The following is a 14,651-nucleotide window of genomic DNA, read 5'->3' as shown; positions in this document are numbered from 1 at the left end:
CTCCTGTCGTCGTCGCCATGCGGCGCGGCCGAGATGGTACGCCTGCCGCACCGCCGCTGAATTGCCGCAGACCCGCCACGGATCGTCCCCGATCCCGCTGCCAGGCCCGGCGGCCCGGCCGGGCCACCGGTCGGCGGGGCTCAACGGCCGGGCGGCTTGCCCTTGACCGGCTTGGCGCGGGTGCCGGCCCGCGGTGGCAGGCCGGTGTGCTGGGTCAGCAGGCGTCCGGGGGCGGCCGCCTTGGGGGCCGCAGGCCGGCTGGCCGTCTGCGCTCCGGCCGACGCCTTGCCCACTGGGGTGGAGTTGCTGCGCCGCGCGCTCTGGTAGCCGCCGTCGGTCTGGGGCTGCCACAGCGGAATGAGGTGGTGCTTGCCGTTGCCGATCAAGTCGGCACGGCCCATCTCCTTGAGCGCCTCGCGCAGCAGCGGCCAGTTGTTGGGGTCGTGGTAGCGCAGGAAGGCCTTGTGCAGGCGCCGGCGGCGCTCGCCGCGCACGATGTCCACCTTCTCGCTCTTGCCCGCCTGGCGGCTGATGCCCTTGAGCGTGTTCAGCCCGCTGTGGAACATGGCCGTGGCGGTGGCCATGGGGCTGGGGTAGAAGGTCTGCACTTGGTCGGCACGGAAGCCGTTGCGCTTGAGCCAGATCGCCAGGTTCATCATGTCCTCATCGCTGGTGCCCGGGTGGGCGGCGATGAAGTAGGGGATGAGGTACTGCTGCTTACCGGCCTCGGCGCTGAACTGGTCGAACAGGGCCTTGAAGCGGTCGTAGGTGCCGATGCCCGGCTTCATCATCTTGGACAGCGGGCCGCCCTCGGTGTGCTCCGGCGCGATCTTGAGGTAGCCGCCCACATGGTGGGTGACCAGCTCCTTGATGTACTCGGGCGACTCCACCGCCAGGTCGTAGCGCAGGCCCGAGCCGATGAGAATTTTCTTGACGCCCTTGAGCGCGCGGGCGCGCCGGTACATCTGGATCAGCGGGCCGTGGTCGGTCTTGAGGTTGGGACAGATGCCGGGGTAGACGCAGCTGGGCTTGCGGCAGGCGGCCTCGATCTCGGGGGAGCGGCAGCCCAGGCGGTACATGTTGGCGGTGGGGCCGCCCAGGTCGGAGATGACGCCGGTGAAGCCCTTGACCTTGTCGCGGATGGCCTCGATCTCGTGGATGACCGAGTCCTCGCTGCGGCTCTGGATGATGCGCCCCTCGTGTTCGGTGATCGAGCAGAAGGTGCAACCGCCGAAGCAGCCGCGCATGATGTTGACCGAGAAACGGATCATCTCCCAGGCCGGGATCTTGGTGGCGCCGTCGTGGCTGCCTTGCGCGTCGGCGTAGCGCGGATGGGGCGCGCGGGCGTAGGGCAGGTCAAACACAAGGTCCATCTCGGCGGTGGACAGCGGTAGCGGCGGCGGGTTGATCCACACGTCGCGCAGTGCCGGGCCCTCGCCGTGGCGCTGCACCAGCGCGCGGGCGTTGCCGGGGTTGGTCTCCAGGTGGAGCACGCGGCTGGCGTGGGCGTAGAGCACCGGGTCGCTCTTGACCTGCTCATAGGCGGGCAGGCGGATGACGGTCTGGGCACGTGGTGTGGTCACCGCCCGCCCGTCGGTCTTGGCCAGCGGCTGGCGCACGATGCGGATGGGCTGGGCGCCGTCGGCCGGGGAAGGCGTCGCCGTCCCGTCGGGGGCGGCTTCGCTGCGGGCACAGCTGGCGCCGGCCTCGCCGGCCTGCTCCTCCAGCGTCAGGTAGGGGTTGAGCAGGCGGTCGATCTTGCCGGGTTGGTCCACCTCGGTGGAGTCGATCTCGTACCAGCCGTGCAGCGAGGCCTCGTCGGGCTTGCGCAGGAAGGCGGTGCCGCGCACGTCGGTGATGCTCTCCAGCGGCTTGCGCTGGGCCAGGCGGTGGGCGATCTCGACGATGGCGCGTTCGGCGTTGCCGTACAACAGCATGTCGGCCTTGGCGTCCACCAGGATGGAGCGGCGCACCTTCTCCTGCCAGTGGTCGTAGTGGGCGATGCGACGCAGCGAGGCCTCGATGCCGCCAATGATCACCGGCACGTCCTTGAAGGCCTCGCGGCAGCGCTGGGTGTAGACCAGCGTGGCCCGGTCGGGCCGCTTGCCGGCCACGCCGCCCGGTGTGTAGGCGTCGTCACTGCGGATCTTCCGGTCCGCGGTGTAGTGGTTGATCATCGAGTCCATGTTCCCGGCCGCCACGCCGAAGAACAGGTTGGGCTTGCCCAGCGCCTTGAAGGCCTCGGCCGAGGACCAGTCGGGCTGGGCGATGATGCCCACGCGAAAGCCCTGGGCCTCCAGGGTCCGGCCGATGACCGCCATGCCGAAGCTGGGGTGGTCCACATAGGCGTCGCCGGTGACGATGATGACGTCACAGCTGTCCCAGCCCAGCTGGTCCATCTCCTGGCGGCTCATGGGCAGGAAAGGGGCCGGGCCGAAGCGCTTGGCCCAGAAGGGACGGTAGCGCGACAGCGGCTTGGGACGTTCGGGCGAAAGGGCGGCGGCGTGGCTCATGGCGGTGCGCAAGGCTGGGGAATCGGGCCGGCCGCAGTCGGCCTGCGGCTCGGCGAGCCCGGTCAGGGCAACCCGCCATTGTCGCTGCTGGGGCTTGGCCCCACTTGCGCCACGGTCAGTCTGCCGGCGGGCGGCACCGGCGCGGCCGGCTTCAGCCGGGCGCCGCGCTGGCCGCCGGTACCGTCAGGGGGTCGGCGTCGGGCAGTGCGGGGTGGCCGTCATGGCGGCTGCGTCGCGGGGCCAGTGGACAGGCCCCGAACCCCTGGGGTTCGCGGTAGCACCCGCGCAAGGCGTTGAGCTCCTGCGGGCTGGAGGGAAACAGCAGGGGCAGGGGCTCGGTGGCCAGGCAAAGCGAGGGCTGCTGGCCCACGCCCGAGACCGTGGACAGGGCGCTGCCCAGCAGGTGGGTGGGGGCGCTGGCCACGGCCAGGGCCACGCCGCTCAGGCCGCCCACCACGCGGTCGCGCAGGTCGTCGGCATTCAGGCCGGCGGCCACCTCGGCATAGTGCTCGATCTCGGTCACCAGCCGGGCGCAGGGGTCGGTCATCAGGGCGCCGCGGTCGCGCACCACGCCGAAGAGTTCGTGCTCCACCTTGGGCAGCCGCGTGGCGATGAGCTTGAGGTTCCACGACAGGGCCTTGTCGCACAGGCGCGAGGGGCTGCCGTTGGCGACGTAGCAGATGTCGTGGAACTGGCAGGCCCTGTCCACGTCGTCCACCGGGCTCAGGCCCAGCAGGAAGCGGATCTGGCCCAGGGGGCCTTGGGCGGGATCCAGCGCCGGGTGGTCCTTGCCACAGAACTGGCCGTACCGCCAGGTGGTGCTGATCTCGGGTGGCTGGCCATCCAGGGCCTCGGCTTCCGGGCTGCGCACTTGCAATTGCAGCCCGGTGCAGCCACTGAGTGCCGCGGCGGCCACCAGGACCAGGGTCGTCCAAGCGCGGGCGGGCACCCGGGCGGCCCACCGGCAGCGGCGTCCGCCGGCGGGACACGGGGAGGAGGGATGCTCAGACGACATCGGATCAGCGTAGGCGCGCCGCGCGACAGTGGCGTGTCGGCGGGGCGGTGGGGGACGGGCGGTCGGGACGGGGCGGTGGGTGTTCAGCGCTGGCCCAGCAGCGCGTCGCGCAGGCCGGTGTCCACCGAGGCCGGGCCGAACCAGATCTTGAGGATCATCTCGAAGAACTCCGCATCCCCCACCGGGCCGCCCTGCGCCTGCTCCTGGATGTAGAACTGCGTGCCCTTGTCGGGGATGAATTCCATGGTGAAGGTGTCGCCCGGCATGAGCTTGTTCTTGCCGGAGAAGATTTCGATCAGCCGGGTGGAGGAGGTCGTGTGCTTCTGCACCTGTTCCTTGGTGGAGTTCGCTTGCAGACCCTTGAGGAACAGCAGCCCCAGGTCGGTGCCGGGCAGCTCCCGCAGGGCGGCGAAATGCAGCTTCTTGGCCCCGCCGAGGTTCAGCAGGTCCTGGGTGGTCGACACCTTGCGGGTGGTGTAGAGCGCCATGTCGTAGACCTTGAACACCGCGCGCACCCGTGTGCCGGTGCCGTTGAGCAGCAGGGCCTGACCCTGCACCTGCGTGGTGGGCTCGAACCGGGTGGTGGTGGGGGCGGCCTGGACGGCCGCGCTGGCCAGCGCCAGTGTGCAGGCGGCCAGCCACCGGCGGGTGGCGAGAGAGGTGTGGGGTTGGACGATCACGACGGTACTCCTGGGCTGGGCACACCGCGGCAGTCAAATGCTCCGCAGGGGCCATGGGGCTGTCAATCTGTGCAGACCCTGTGGCCGGTGGCGGAGCGGAGTTTCCGCCAAACTCGGGCCTGCCTCTCCCCTCCGGCGGGGGATCCCGGCCCTGATCCCCCCCTGCTTGGCACCGCGCAATGGGCGCAGGCCCCCCTGTATTCGACTTCACCCGCTCATGAACGCCCTTGTCCGCTCCCCGGCCCCGTCCGTGCCCCTTCGGGGCGTGGACTTCAGCAGCGCGCCCAGCCGGCGCAAGCCCATTGTGGAGGCCCAGGGTTGGCGCCAGGGGTCGGTGGTGCATCTGCAGGGCTGGCGCCGGCATGCCAGCCTGCCTGACTGGCAGGACAGCCTGCGGGAGCCCGGGCCGTGGATCGGTGGCTTTGACCTCCCCTTTGGCCTGCCCCGCGAGCTGGTGGTGGCACAGGGCTGGCCCCTGTCCTGGGCACCCCTGATGCGGCACTACACCTGCCAGCAACGGGACGACTTGCGGGCGCGTTTTGCCGCCTTCTGCGCTGGGCGGCCCGCCGGTGGCAAGTTTGCCCACCGCCGCTGCGACGGTCCGGCTGGGGCCTCGCCATCCATGAAGTGGGTCAACCCGCCAGTGGCCTGGATGCTCCATGCCGGGGTGGCGGGCCTGCTGGCCGCGGGGGTGAGCCTGCCCGGCTTGCACGACGGCGATCCCCAGCGTCTGGCGCTGGAGGCCTATCCCGGCCTGCTGGCCCGCGAGGTGCTGGGCCGGCGCTCCTACAAGAGCGACGACGTGGCCCGGCAGACGCCTGACCGGGAGCAGGCCCGTGGCGAGCTGCTGCAGGCGCTGCGGGCCGGCTGCACCCGCCTGGGCCTGCGTCTGCAGGCCTCACCTGAGCAGTGCCAGGCCTTGTGTCAGGAGCCCCGTGGCGATCTGTTGGACGCGGTGCTCTGCCTGATGCAGGTGGCCTGGTCGCTGGACCAGCCGCGACATGGCTGGCCGCCCGAGGTCGATCCGCTGGAGGGTTGGATCCTGACCGCACCCTGGGCGGCGGCGTGAGCGCCGCGGTCTTCCGCGGCCCGCGCGCCGCCCTGCAGGCCTGGTTCGAGTCGCGCGGCTGGCAGGCCCACGGCTTCCAGCAGGAGGTGTGGGAGGCCATGACCGAGGGCCAGAGTGGTCTGCTGCATGCCACCACCGGAGCAGGCAAGACGCTGGCTGTCTGGGGCGGTGCCCTGCTGCGCGGTCTGGCGGCGGGTGCCGGTGCAGCGGGGGCTCGCACGGCGCCCCCGCTGGGGGTGCTGTGGCTCACGCCCATGCGCGCCCTGGCGGCCGACACCCTGCTGGCCCTGCAAGCTCCCTTGAGCGCCTTGGCGCCGGGCTGGACCTGCGGCCTGCGCACCGGCGACACCCCCTCGGCCGAGCGGGCGCGTCAGGACCGCCGCTGGCCCACCACCCTGGTCACCACCCCGGAGTCGCTGTGCCTGATGCTCACCCGCGCCCGGGCCTCGGAGGAGTTGGCCAGCGTGCACACCGTCATCGTCGACGAGTGGCACGAGCTGCTGGGCAGCAAGCGCGGCGTGCAGGTGCAGCTGGCGCTGGCCCGGTTGCGGCGCCTGAACCCGGGGCTGGTGGTCTGGGGCTTGTCGGCCACCCTGGGCAACCTGGAGGAGGCCATGGCCACGCTGACCCATCCGGCCCCGGCCCGTCTGGTGCGGGGGCGCCTGGACAAGTCCCTGGTCATCGACACCCTGCTGCCGGCCGAGCCCGGGCGCTTCACCTGGGCCGGGCACCTGGGCGCGTCGATGCAGGCGGCGGTGGTGCGGGAGATCGAGGCCCAGCCGGGCACCACGCTGGTCTTCACCAACGTGCGCTCGCAGGCCGAAGCCTGGTACCAGCTGCTGCTGGACGCCCGGCCGGACTGGGCCGGCCTGGTGGCCCTGCACCACGGCTCGCTGGAGCGTGGCGTGCGGGAGTGGGTGGAGCAGGGACTCAAGGACGGGCGGCTCAAGGCGGTGGTGGCCACGTCCTCGCTGGACCTGGGCGTTGATTTCCTGCCGGTGGAGCGGGTGCTGCAGATCGGCTCGCCCAAGGGGATCGCCCGCCTGCTGCAGCGCGCGGGGCGTTCGGGCCATGCGCCGGGGCGCCCCAGCCGCGTGACGCTGGTACCCACCCACACGTTTGAGCTGGTGGAGGCCGCCGGGGCGCGTCGCGCCGTGGCCGCCGGGCGGGTCGAGTGCCGCCGCAGCCCGCAGGCGCCGATGGACGTGCTGGTGCAGCACTTGGTCACGTTGGCGCTGGGGGGCGGCTTTGAGGCCGACGCCAGTGGGCCCGGGGGGCAGCCTGGCGCGGCTGCCCTGCTGCAGGAGCTGCGCCAAGCCTGGGCCTACCGGCAGCTGACGCCCGATGCTTTTGCCTGGGCGCTGGCCTTTGCCAGCCGTGGCGGTGAGAGCCTGGCGGCCTACCCGGAACACCACAAGTTGCAGGTGGTGGAGGGCCGCTGGCAGGTGCCTGATGCCGGCATCGCCCGGCGCCACCGGCTGCAGGTCGGCACCATCGTGGCCGACGCCGCCATGAAGGTGGCCTGGTTGCATGGCGGCACCCTGGGCACGGTGGAGGAGAGCTTCATCGCCCGGCTCTCGCCCGGTGACGCTTTCGTGTTCGCCGGGCGGGTGCTGGAGTTTGTCCGCAGCCGCGAGCTCACCGCCTATGTGCGGGCGGCCAAGTCGCCCAAGGGCCGGGTGGTGGTGTGGAGTGGGTCGCGCATGTCGCTCTCCAGCGAGATGGCCGATGCGGCGCTGTCCCTGGTGCACGAGGCGGCTCAAGGCCGCTTTGACGAGCCCGAGCTGGTGGCCGCGCAGCCCATGCTGCAGGCGCAGGCGCGGCTGTCGGCCCTGCCCCTGCCGGGCGAGGTGCTGGTGGAGACCTGGCGCTCCCGGGAGGGGCACCACCTCTTCTTGCACGCCTTCGCCGGTCGCAGTGCGCACCTGGGCCTGGGGGGGCTGCTGGCCTGGCGCCTGGGACGGGACCGGCCCAACACCTTCTCCATCGCCGTCAACGACTACGGGTTGGAACTGCTCTCGGCCGAGCCGGTGGTGCTGGACGCCTTGTGGCGTGGCGAGCTGCTGGAGGAGGGGACACCGCAGGCGCTGCTCGACGATGTGCTGGCCAGCCTGAACGCCAGTGAGCTGGCGCAGCGGCGCTTTCGCGAGATCGCCCGGGTGGCCGGCCTGGTGTTCACCGGGTTTCCGGGGGCTGGCAAGGGGGTGCGGCAACTGCAGGCCTCGGCCTCGCTGTTCTACGAGGTCTTCCGCCAGCATGACGCCGGCAACCGCCTGCTTACCCAGGCGCAGGCCGAAGTGCTGTCCCAGGAGCTGGAGGTGGAGCGGTTGCGTCAGACCTTGGCGACCTTGCGGGCGTCGCGCCTGCGTGCCGTGGCCTTGCAGGCGCCCAGCCCGCTGGCCCTGCCCCTGATGGTCGAGCGGCTGCGGGAGCGGCTGAGCACCGAGAAACTGGCCGACCGGCTGCGGCGCATGCTGGACCAGGCGGACCAGGCGCTGGACGCCGAGGCGGCCCCGCCGGTGCCGCGGCGCCGGCGGCGTGCCTGAACGCTCAGCGTGTCACTTCACCGCGGCCAGCATGTGCTCCACGGCGGCGGCCACCTGCTCGTCGGTCAGCTTGGGATTGCCGCCGCGGGCCGGCATGGCGTTCTTGCCTGCCAGGGCGGCTTTCACCAGCGCTTCCTTGCCTTGTCCCAGGCGGGGACCCCAGGCGGCCTTGTCGCCGAACTTGGGCGCATTGGCCAGGCCCGGCACATGGCACATGGCGCAGTTCTGGTTGTAGATGGTCGCGCCATCGTTGGCCTGGGCGGCGGTGCCCAGCAGGGACAGGACGGCGGCGGTCAGCAGGAAGGACTTGCGCATGGGGTTGTCTCCAGGTCAGGTGTCAGGATGACGCTTGCGGTGCAAGCCATGTGCCCGGCGGCTGCCCCGCTATCGGCCAGTCTCGGGGGGGCTGTCATCCGGGATCTCCCCAGGGTGTGCCACGCGGGCCGTGTCAGCTTGGCGCGCCGGCGCCCCCTGGCCGTGGGCGCGGGTGTGCCAAGCTGAGGCCTCCGGTGGACCTGTGGCCCACCGCGGGGCGCGGCGGCGCCGGGCGAGGCCTGTCCCGCGCCGGCGGGACACCGGCGGGCAAACCGCCGGGAGAAATCTGGCGACTTCGGGTCAAATGGTGGATGGCCAAGATTCCCGAGACAGGCAAGGCATGGGCATGACCCCGCGATGGTGGCGTTGGTGGCAGCGCGTGAGTGCGCCCGGACTGGCGCTGAAGGTGATGGCATTGTGGAAACTGGCGCACCATGGCCACACGCCGCGCGGGGTGCGCTGGCTGGCCTTCCTGGTGCTGGCCTACGCCTTGAGCCCCCTGGACCTGGTGCCCGACTTCATCCCGCTGCTGGGCCAACTCGACGACTTGCTGATCATCCCCTTGGGCATCTTGCTGGTGGTGCGCCTGACACCCCGCCCCTTGTGGCAGGAATGCCTGGCCCAGGCGCAGGCCCACATCGGCCGCCTGCCGCACTTTTTCCGCGGCGTCTGGCTGGTGATCCTCACCTGGCTCTTGCTGCTGGCCGCGCTGGCCTACTGGCTCTGGGGGCTGGCCGCCTCGGCCTGGGGTGGATGAGGGGCGTGCTGCCAGGGGAGGCCACCAGGATGGCAGCCGGCGTCGGGGCCGGCGTGCTGGCATTGGCCGCAGGGCTGCTGACGGCACCCGCCGTGGCGTCGGCCCGGCCGGCAGAGGTCTGGACCGGCACGGTGACCCATGTGACCGACGGTGACACCTTGTGGGTGCGCCCGGCCCGCGACGGTGCGCCGGTCAAGATCCGGCTGCACGGGGTGGACGCCCCCGAACGCTGCCAGGCCGGGGGGCCGGAGGCCACGCGCTGGTTGCAGACCCATGCGCAGGGCCGCAAGGTCCAGGTGCGCTCTCGGGCGCGGGACGACTGGGGGCGGGTGGTGGCCGTGGTGAGGCTCGCTCCCGGGCGGGAGGACCTGGGCGCGGCCCTGGTGGGCGCCGGCTGGGCCTGGGACGCCGGTTGGGGCCGGCGGCCGGGTCCTTACCAGCAGGCGGAGGCGGAAGCCCGCCGGGCCCGCCGTGGCTTGCATGCGGGGGCCTCCCCGCAGCGCCCGCGCGACTTCCGCCGTCAGCACGGCAGCTGCCCGCGCTGAGGCCGGCTCAGGCCCGCATCAGGGTGCTCTTGCCGAACAGGCTCTCGATCAGGTCCACCGCCAGGGCCGCCGTCTTGTTGCGCACATCCAGCGCCGGATTGAGTTCCATCACGTCCAGGCTGCCCAGCCGGCCGGTGTCGGCGATCATCTCCATGCAAAGTTGGGCTTCCCGATAGGTGGGCCCCCCCGGCACGGTGGTGCCCACGCCCGGGGCGATGTCCGGGTCCAGGAAGTCCACGTCAAAGCTCACATGCAGGTGGGTGTTGGCGTCCAGCGTGGCCAGGGCCAGTTCCATGGTGTGGCGCATGCCCATCTCGTCGATGAAGCGCATGTCGAACACCTCCAGCCCCTGCTCATGCACAAAGCGCTTCTCGCCCGGGTCCACACTGCGGATGCCGATCTGACGCACCCACTTCGGGCTGATGGCTGGCACCTGGCCGCCAATGCCAGTCAGCTCCTGCGGGCCATGCCCGCACAGGCAGGCCACCGGCATGCCGTGGATGTTGCCGCTGGGGGTCAGTGCGCTGGTGTTGAAGTCGGCGTGCGCGTCCAGCCAGAGCACCCGCAGCTTCTTGCCGGCGTCGCGGCAGTGGCGGGCGACGGCGCTGATCGAGCCCAGGCCCAGGCAGTGGTCTCCGCCCAGCAGAATGGGCAGGCGGCCGACGCGCAATTCGGCATACACCGCCTCGTGGACCTTGCGGTTCCACTCGGCCACTTCGGCCAGGTGCCGGTAGCCGTCCACCGGGGGCAGCCACGGGTTGGCCGGACCGGAGAGGTTGCCCCGGTCCAGGACGTGCACGCCATGGGTTTCGAGGATGGGACCGAGCTGGGCCACACGCAGGGCTTCCGGCCCCATGCTGGCGCCACGTGCGCCGGCGCCGATGTCCGTCGGAGCGCCGATCAGGGAGACGAGGGTGTTGTGCATGGGGTGGATTGTGTCCAATGGGCCAAGACCCCGGGATGGCACCGGGGCGGGATTTGCCCCGATCATCCGTCTCATCGGCTGGCGCTGCGCCGGCCCGGCGGACCCCTGACTGTTCCGGAGATTGCCCAATGCCCACCTTGACCCGAGTTTCCGCCCTCCGCTCCCTGGCCCTGGCCGCCTGCGTGCTCGCCCTGGCCGGCTGCGCTGCCACCGCCCCTGGTGGGGTGGGGCCTGCACGGGAGGTGGCGCTGGCCGTCACCGCCTCGCATCAGCTGGTGGCCTTCCACGCCGCCCAGCCCCAGCACCTGCTCTGGCGCCGACCCCTGCAGGGCTTGCAGCCCGGCGAGACCGTGCTGGGCCTGGACCACCGGGTCAAGAACGAGACGTTCTACCTGCTGGGCAGCTCCGGCCAGCTCTACACCCTGGACCCGGACACGGCTGTGCTGACCCCCTTGGGGCGGCCGGTGGGCGCGCCGCTGACCGGCCGGCATGTGGGCTTCGATTTCAACCCGGTGGCCGACCGGCTGCGGGTGGTGAGCGATGCCGGCATGAACCTGCGCTTGCATCCGGACACCGGCGAGGCGGTGGATGGCAATGCCGAGTTGCCCGGCTGGCAGCCCGACGGGCCGCTGCAGGCTGTGGCGGGGGATCCGCTGCACGGCCGGCCGGTGTCCCTGGTGGCGGCGGCCTACAGCTACAACAAGGCCAATCCCAAGATCACCACCAACTACGTGATCGAGGCCTACCGCGGCCTGCTCATGATCCAGGGCAGCCGGGAAGGCGCCACGCCGGTGGTCTCGCCCAACACCGGGCAGCTGCGCACCGTGGGGCCGCTGCTGGCCGGGCCCTTCGCCTCGGCCCAGATGGACATCGACATCCTGACCGACCAGGCCTACGCGGCACTCAACCCGCTGGAGGGGGGCGCGCCCCGCTGGGTGCGACTGGATGTGAACACCGGCCGGGCCACGGTGCTGGGCACGGTGGGGGTGACCGAGCCCTTGCTGGCCATGGCCCTGGACCCGCAGCCGCAGTGAAGCATGGACGGGCCCGGGAAGGGCGGCTCGTTCCGTGCCGCCACCCATCCAGGGCTCAGACGTCGTCGGCGAAGTGGCCCGATTCGTCCGGGCCCGGGTCCAGGCCGTAGTCCTGCGCCAGTACCTGCCAGGCCTCCTCGGCCGTCTCGACAAAGCGGAACAGGCCCAGGTCGCCCGCGCTGATCATGCCGGTCTCCACCAGCCAGTCGAAGTCGAGCAGGCGGGTCCAGAACTCGCGCCCGAACAGCAGGACCGGGCGCTTGCGGCACTTGCCCGTCTGCATCAGGGTCAGCGTCTCGAACAGCTCGTCTAGCGTGCCGAAGCCCCCGGGGAAGCACACCAGCGCCACCGAGCGCATGAGGAAGTGCATCTTGCGCAGGGCGAAGTAGTGGAACTGGAAGCACAGCTCCGGGGTGATGTAGGGGTTGGGCGCCTGCTCATGCGGCAGGACGATGTTCAACCCCACGCTCTTGCCCCCGGCTTCATAGGCACCGCGGTTGCCGGCCTCCATGATGCCAGGGCCGCCGCCGGTGCTGACCACGATGGGGGTGGTCAGTTTGCGCGAGCGCTCGGTGACGAGCCGAGCGAAGCGCTGGGCCTCGGCATAGAAGCGGCTCATGCCCTGTGCGGTGCGGGCCCGGGCGATCGCCGCCGCGTCGCCATCGGCCTGGGCCTGGGCCAGGCGCGCCGCGGCGTCGTCCGGCGCCGGAATGCGCGCACTGCCGAAGATGACGATGGTCGAGTGGATGCCCTGGGCCTGCTGCACCAGCTCCGGCTTGAGCAGCTCCAGCTGCATGCGCACCGGCCGCAGTTCCTGACGCAGCAGGAAATCGGTGTCGGTGAAGGCCAGACGGTAGGCGCTTTGCGGACCGTCGTAGTTGGGCACCGGCCGGGCCCGGGCGGCTTCCTCCTGCGCGGTGGGGAAATTGGGGGCGGTGAGCGGGGAACGGTCGGTCGTCATGGCGGGTTGGAGGTGACGGACATCCAGGGCCGGCGCGCGTGGGCGACGGGCCTGCTCAGGCCGGGTGGCCGCAGACCGGGCAGTGGGGCTGACGGCCCAGGCGGACCTCATCCCAACCCAGGTTGCGGCCATCGAGCATGAGCAGGCGGCCGGCCAGCGAAGTGCCCACACCGGCCAGCAGCTTGAGCGCCTCGGCGGCCTGCATCGTGCCGATGATGCCCACCAGCGGCGAAAACACGCCCATGGTGGCGCAGCGCACCTCCTCGAACGTGGTGTCGGGTGGGAACAGGCAGGCGTAGCAGGGATGCTCGCCACTGCGGCTGTCGTACACCGAGATCTGGCCGTCAAAGCCGATGGCCGCACCCGAGACCAGCGGTTTGCGGTGCGCCACGCAGGCGGCATTGACGGCATGGCGGGTGCGGAAGTTGTCGCTGCAGTCGATCACCAGGTCGACCTGTGGGACCCAGGTCTGCAGGAAACCCTCGTCCGCCCGGGTCTGCAGCGCCAGCACCTCGACCTGCGGGCAGATGGCCTGCATGGCCGCGCGTGCCGATTCCACCTTGGGCTGGCCCACCCGGTCATAGGTGTGGGCGATCTGCCGCTGCAAGTTGGTGGCATCCACCGTGTCATGGTCGGCCAGCACGATGCGGCCCACGCCCGCGCTGGCCAGGTACAGGGCCACGGGGGAGCCCAGGCCGCCGGCACCGATGACCAGCACCTGGCTGGCCAGCAGCCGCTCCTGCCCTTCAATGCCGATCTCGTCGAGCAGGATGTGGCGTGAGTAGCGAAGCAGCTGGTCGTCGTTCATGCCGGCTCCGTGGGGTCAGTCGTTCTGGGTCGGCTCGGCCTTGCGCTCGCCGGCCGTCTTGCTGGCCTGCACCGGTTTGCCCTTGAGGTGGTTGAGCGCCTGCTGCAGCGGGAAGTCCTCGGCGCTGCCCAGCTCCGGCAGGGGCTTGGGTGCCTCGCGGGTGCGCTGGTACTGTTCCTCCAACTTGCGGCGGGCTTCCTCACGGGCACGCTCGCGGGCCTCATCACGCTCCTCGCCATTGGCCAGGTGGCCGCCCAGGTCGGCCTCGCGGGTGCGCAGTGCGGCGTAGACATTACCCTCGGCGGTCTCGTCCAGCCAGATGTCGGGCACGATGCCCTTGGCCTGGATGCTGCGGCCGCTGGGGGTGTAGTAGCGCGCAGTGGTGATCTTGAGTGCGGTGTCCTTGCCCAGCTCCCTGACGGTCTGCACCGAGCCCTTGCCAAAGGTCTGGGCGCCCATGACGGTGGCGCGCTTGTGGTCCTGCAGCGCACCCGCGACGATCTCGCTGGCCGAGGCCGAGCCTTCGTTGACCAGGACCACCAGCGGGATGTTCTTGACGTCCGCCGGCAGGCGGCGGATGGGGTCGACGCCGCCGCGGCGCAGGTAGAACTCGGGCGACGCTCGGAAGGTGGCCTTGGCGTCTGCCACCTGCCCGTTGGTGGAGACCACCACCGCGTTGGCGGGCAGGAAGGCGGCGGAGATGGCCAGGGCACCGTCGAGGTAGCCGCCGGGGTCGTTGCGCAGGTCCAGCACCAGGCCCTTGAGCTTGGGTTCGCTGCGGAGCAGTTCGTCGAGTTTGCGGGCGAAGTCCTCCACTGTGCGTTCCTGGAACTGCGACACCCGCAGCCAGCCATAGCCCGGCTCCAGCACCTTGGCGCGCACGCTCTGCACGCGGATTTCCTCGCGCACGATCGTCACAGTGAAGCTGCGGCTCTCGCTCTTGCGGAAGATGGTCAGCACCACCCGGGTTTCGGGCTCGCCACGCATGCGCTTGACCGCCTGGTCCATGCTCAGGCCCCGCACCGGCGTCTCGTCGATGCGGGTGATGAGGTCGCCGCTCTTGAGGCCGGCGCGGTCGGCGGGCGAGCCTTCGATGGGGGTGACGACCTTGACCAGCCCGTCTTCCTGGCCGATCTCGATGCCCACGCCGACGAACTTGCCGCTGGTGCCTTCACGGAAGTCCTTGAAGGACTTCTTGTCGAGGTACACCGAGTGCGGGTCCAGCCCGGAGACCATGCCGGCGATGGCGTCACGCAGCAGCTTGCGCTCGTCGACCGGTTCCACATACTCGCTGCGCACGATGTCGAACACGGCGGAGAGCTGCTGCACCTCCTCCAGCGGCATCGGACCATAGTTGCTGCGGGCCACCGCCTGAAGCTGGATGGTCACCAGGGCTCCGGCGACGGCCCCCAGGCTCAGCAGGCCCATCATCTTCAGCTTCGCACCCATCTTGGACATCCACTCATTCACGGTTTCGGGGGTG

General features: G+C 71.0%; 13 protein-coding genes. 5 read left to right on the top strand and 8 right to left on the bottom strand.

The features are described 5' to 3' along the window. Window positions 1–140: 140 nt before the first annotated feature. The 3 genes from G3A44_RS01365 to G3A44_RS01355 form a co-directional block, all read right to left on the bottom strand. Entirely contained in the window at window positions 141–2,513 is a 2,373-nt protein-coding gene (locus tag G3A44_RS01365) for a YgiQ family radical SAM protein (RefSeq protein WP_163455685.1), read from the bottom strand. A gap of 151 nt (window positions 2,514–2,664) precedes the next feature. Further along, window positions 2,665–3,462, bottom strand: a complete 798-nt coding sequence (locus tag G3A44_RS01360) for a phospholipase A2 family protein (RefSeq protein ID WP_163455684.1) — start codon at window positions 3,460–3,462, stop codon at window positions 2,665–2,667. A 149-nt stretch (window positions 3,463–3,611) separates the two neighbouring features. After that, on the bottom strand, window positions 3,612–4,208 hold the full coding sequence (locus G3A44_RS01355) for a chalcone isomerase family protein (RefSeq protein WP_163455683.1): 597 nt from the start codon (window positions 4,206–4,208) through the stop codon (window positions 3,612–3,614). 217 nt (window positions 4,209–4,425) lie between these two features. On the opposite strand from G3A44_RS01355, the gene G3A44_RS01350 reads away from it, so the two are divergent. Both G3A44_RS01350 and G3A44_RS01345 read left to right on the top strand, forming a co-directional pair. Then, on the top strand, window positions 4,426–5,277 hold the full coding sequence (locus G3A44_RS01350; protein ID WP_163455682.1) for a DUF429 domain-containing protein: 852 nt from the start codon (window positions 4,426–4,428) through the stop codon (window positions 5,275–5,277). Beyond that, complete coding sequence (locus G3A44_RS01345) at window positions 5,274–7,823, top strand: ligase-associated DNA damage response DEXH box helicase (protein ID WP_310734306.1); 2,550 nt, start codon at window positions 5,274–5,276, stop codon at window positions 7,821–7,823. The genes G3A44_RS01350 and G3A44_RS01345 overlap by 4 nt, the downstream gene beginning before the upstream one ends. Before the next feature lie 12 nt (window positions 7,824–7,835). On the opposite strand, the gene G3A44_RS01340 is transcribed toward G3A44_RS01345, so the two are convergent. Continuing rightward, a complete protein-coding gene (locus G3A44_RS01340) occupies window positions 7,836–8,138 on the bottom strand; it encodes a c-type cytochrome (RefSeq protein WP_163455681.1) in 303 nt (100 codons plus the stop codon). A gap of 346 nt (window positions 8,139–8,484) precedes the next feature. On the opposite strand from G3A44_RS01340, the gene G3A44_RS01335 reads away from it, so the two are divergent. Beyond that, window positions 8,485–8,895, top strand: a complete 411-nt coding sequence (locus tag G3A44_RS01335; RefSeq protein ID WP_163455680.1) for a YkvA family protein — start codon at window positions 8,485–8,487, stop codon at window positions 8,893–8,895. Window positions 8,896–8,924: 29 nt separating this feature from the next. Next, complete coding sequence (locus G3A44_RS01330) at window positions 8,925–9,440, top strand: thermonuclease family protein (RefSeq protein ID WP_163455679.1); 516 nt, start codon at window positions 8,925–8,927, stop codon at window positions 9,438–9,440. A 7-nt stretch (window positions 9,441–9,447) separates the two neighbouring features. On the opposite strand, the gene rocF is transcribed toward G3A44_RS01330, so the two are convergent. Beyond that, the gene (gene rocF, locus G3A44_RS01325; RefSeq protein ID WP_163455678.1) at window positions 9,448–10,365 is read right to left on the bottom strand and encodes an arginase; all 918 of its coding nucleotides are present in this window, start codon (window positions 10,363–10,365) and stop codon (window positions 9,448–9,450) included. A 137-nt stretch (window positions 10,366–10,502) separates the two neighbouring features. On the opposite strand from rocF, the gene G3A44_RS01320 reads away from it, so the two are divergent. Next, window positions 10,503–11,399 carry a DUF4394 domain-containing protein gene (locus tag G3A44_RS01320; protein WP_239061635.1) on the top strand — a complete coding sequence of 299 codons (897 nt, stop codon included), beginning with the start codon at window positions 10,503–10,505 and terminating at the stop codon, window positions 11,397–11,399. A 55-nt stretch (window positions 11,400–11,454) separates the two neighbouring features. Here the strand turns inward: G3A44_RS01320 and G3A44_RS01315 are convergent, their stop codons facing one another. From G3A44_RS01315 to G3A44_RS01305, 3 genes are read right to left on the bottom strand one after another with little or no spacing between them, the layout of a single operon-like run. Continuing rightward, complete coding sequence (locus G3A44_RS01315; protein WP_163455676.1) at window positions 11,455–12,360, bottom strand: LOG family protein; 906 nt, start codon at window positions 12,358–12,360, stop codon at window positions 11,455–11,457. A gap of 55 nt (window positions 12,361–12,415) precedes the next feature. After that, window positions 12,416–13,168: a HesA/MoeB/ThiF family protein gene (locus G3A44_RS01310; RefSeq protein ID WP_163455675.1), complete on the bottom strand. Its 753-nt coding sequence runs from the start codon at window positions 13,166–13,168 to the stop codon at window positions 12,416–12,418. Between the two features lie 15 nt (window positions 13,169–13,183). Further along, window positions 13,184–14,617 carry a S41 family peptidase gene (locus tag G3A44_RS01305; RefSeq protein WP_163455674.1) on the bottom strand — a complete coding sequence of 478 codons (1,434 nt, stop codon included), beginning with the start codon at window positions 14,615–14,617 and terminating at the stop codon, window positions 13,184–13,186. Window positions 14,618–14,651: the final 34 nt, after the last annotated feature.

The organism is Ideonella livida (assembly GCF_010499455.1).
Taxonomy (GTDB): Bacteria; Pseudomonadota; Gammaproteobacteria; order Burkholderiales; family Burkholderiaceae_C; genus Ideonella; species Ideonella livida.
This window is presented reverse-complemented; position numbering and strand designations above follow the sequence as displayed.

Bases quoted from the DNA above. Each gene is read 5' to 3' on its own strand.
- G3A44_RS01310 (WP_163455675.1), bottom strand. From the start codon at position 13,168: ATGAACGACGACCAGCTGCTTCGCTACTCACGCCACATCCTGCTCGAC.
- G3A44_RS01330 (WP_163455679.1), top strand. From the start codon at position 8,925: ATGGCAGCCGGCGTCGGGGCCGGCGTGCTGGCATTGGCCGCAGGGCTG.
- rocF (WP_163455678.1), bottom strand. From the start codon at position 10,365: ATGCACAACACCCTCGTCTCCCTGATCGGCGCTCCGACGGACATCGGC.
- G3A44_RS01340 (WP_163455681.1), bottom strand. From the start codon at position 8,138: ATGCGCAAGTCCTTCCTGCTGACCGCCGCCGTCCTGTCCCTGCTGGGC.
- G3A44_RS01305 (WP_163455674.1), bottom strand. From the start codon at position 14,617: ATGGGTGCGAAGCTGAAGATGATGGGCCTGCTGAGCCTGGGGGCCGTC.
- G3A44_RS01365 (WP_163455685.1), bottom strand. From the start codon at position 2,513: ATGAGCCACGCCGCCGCCCTTTCGCCCGAACGTCCCAAGCCGCTGTCG.
- G3A44_RS01350 (WP_163455682.1), top strand. From the start codon at position 4,426: ATGAACGCCCTTGTCCGCTCCCCGGCCCCGTCCGTGCCCCTTCGGGGC.
- G3A44_RS01335 (WP_163455680.1), top strand. From the start codon at position 8,485: ATGACCCCGCGATGGTGGCGTTGGTGGCAGCGCGTGAGTGCGCCCGGA.
- G3A44_RS01315 (WP_163455676.1), bottom strand. From the start codon at position 12,360: ATGACGACCGACCGTTCCCCGCTCACCGCCCCCAATTTCCCCACCGCG.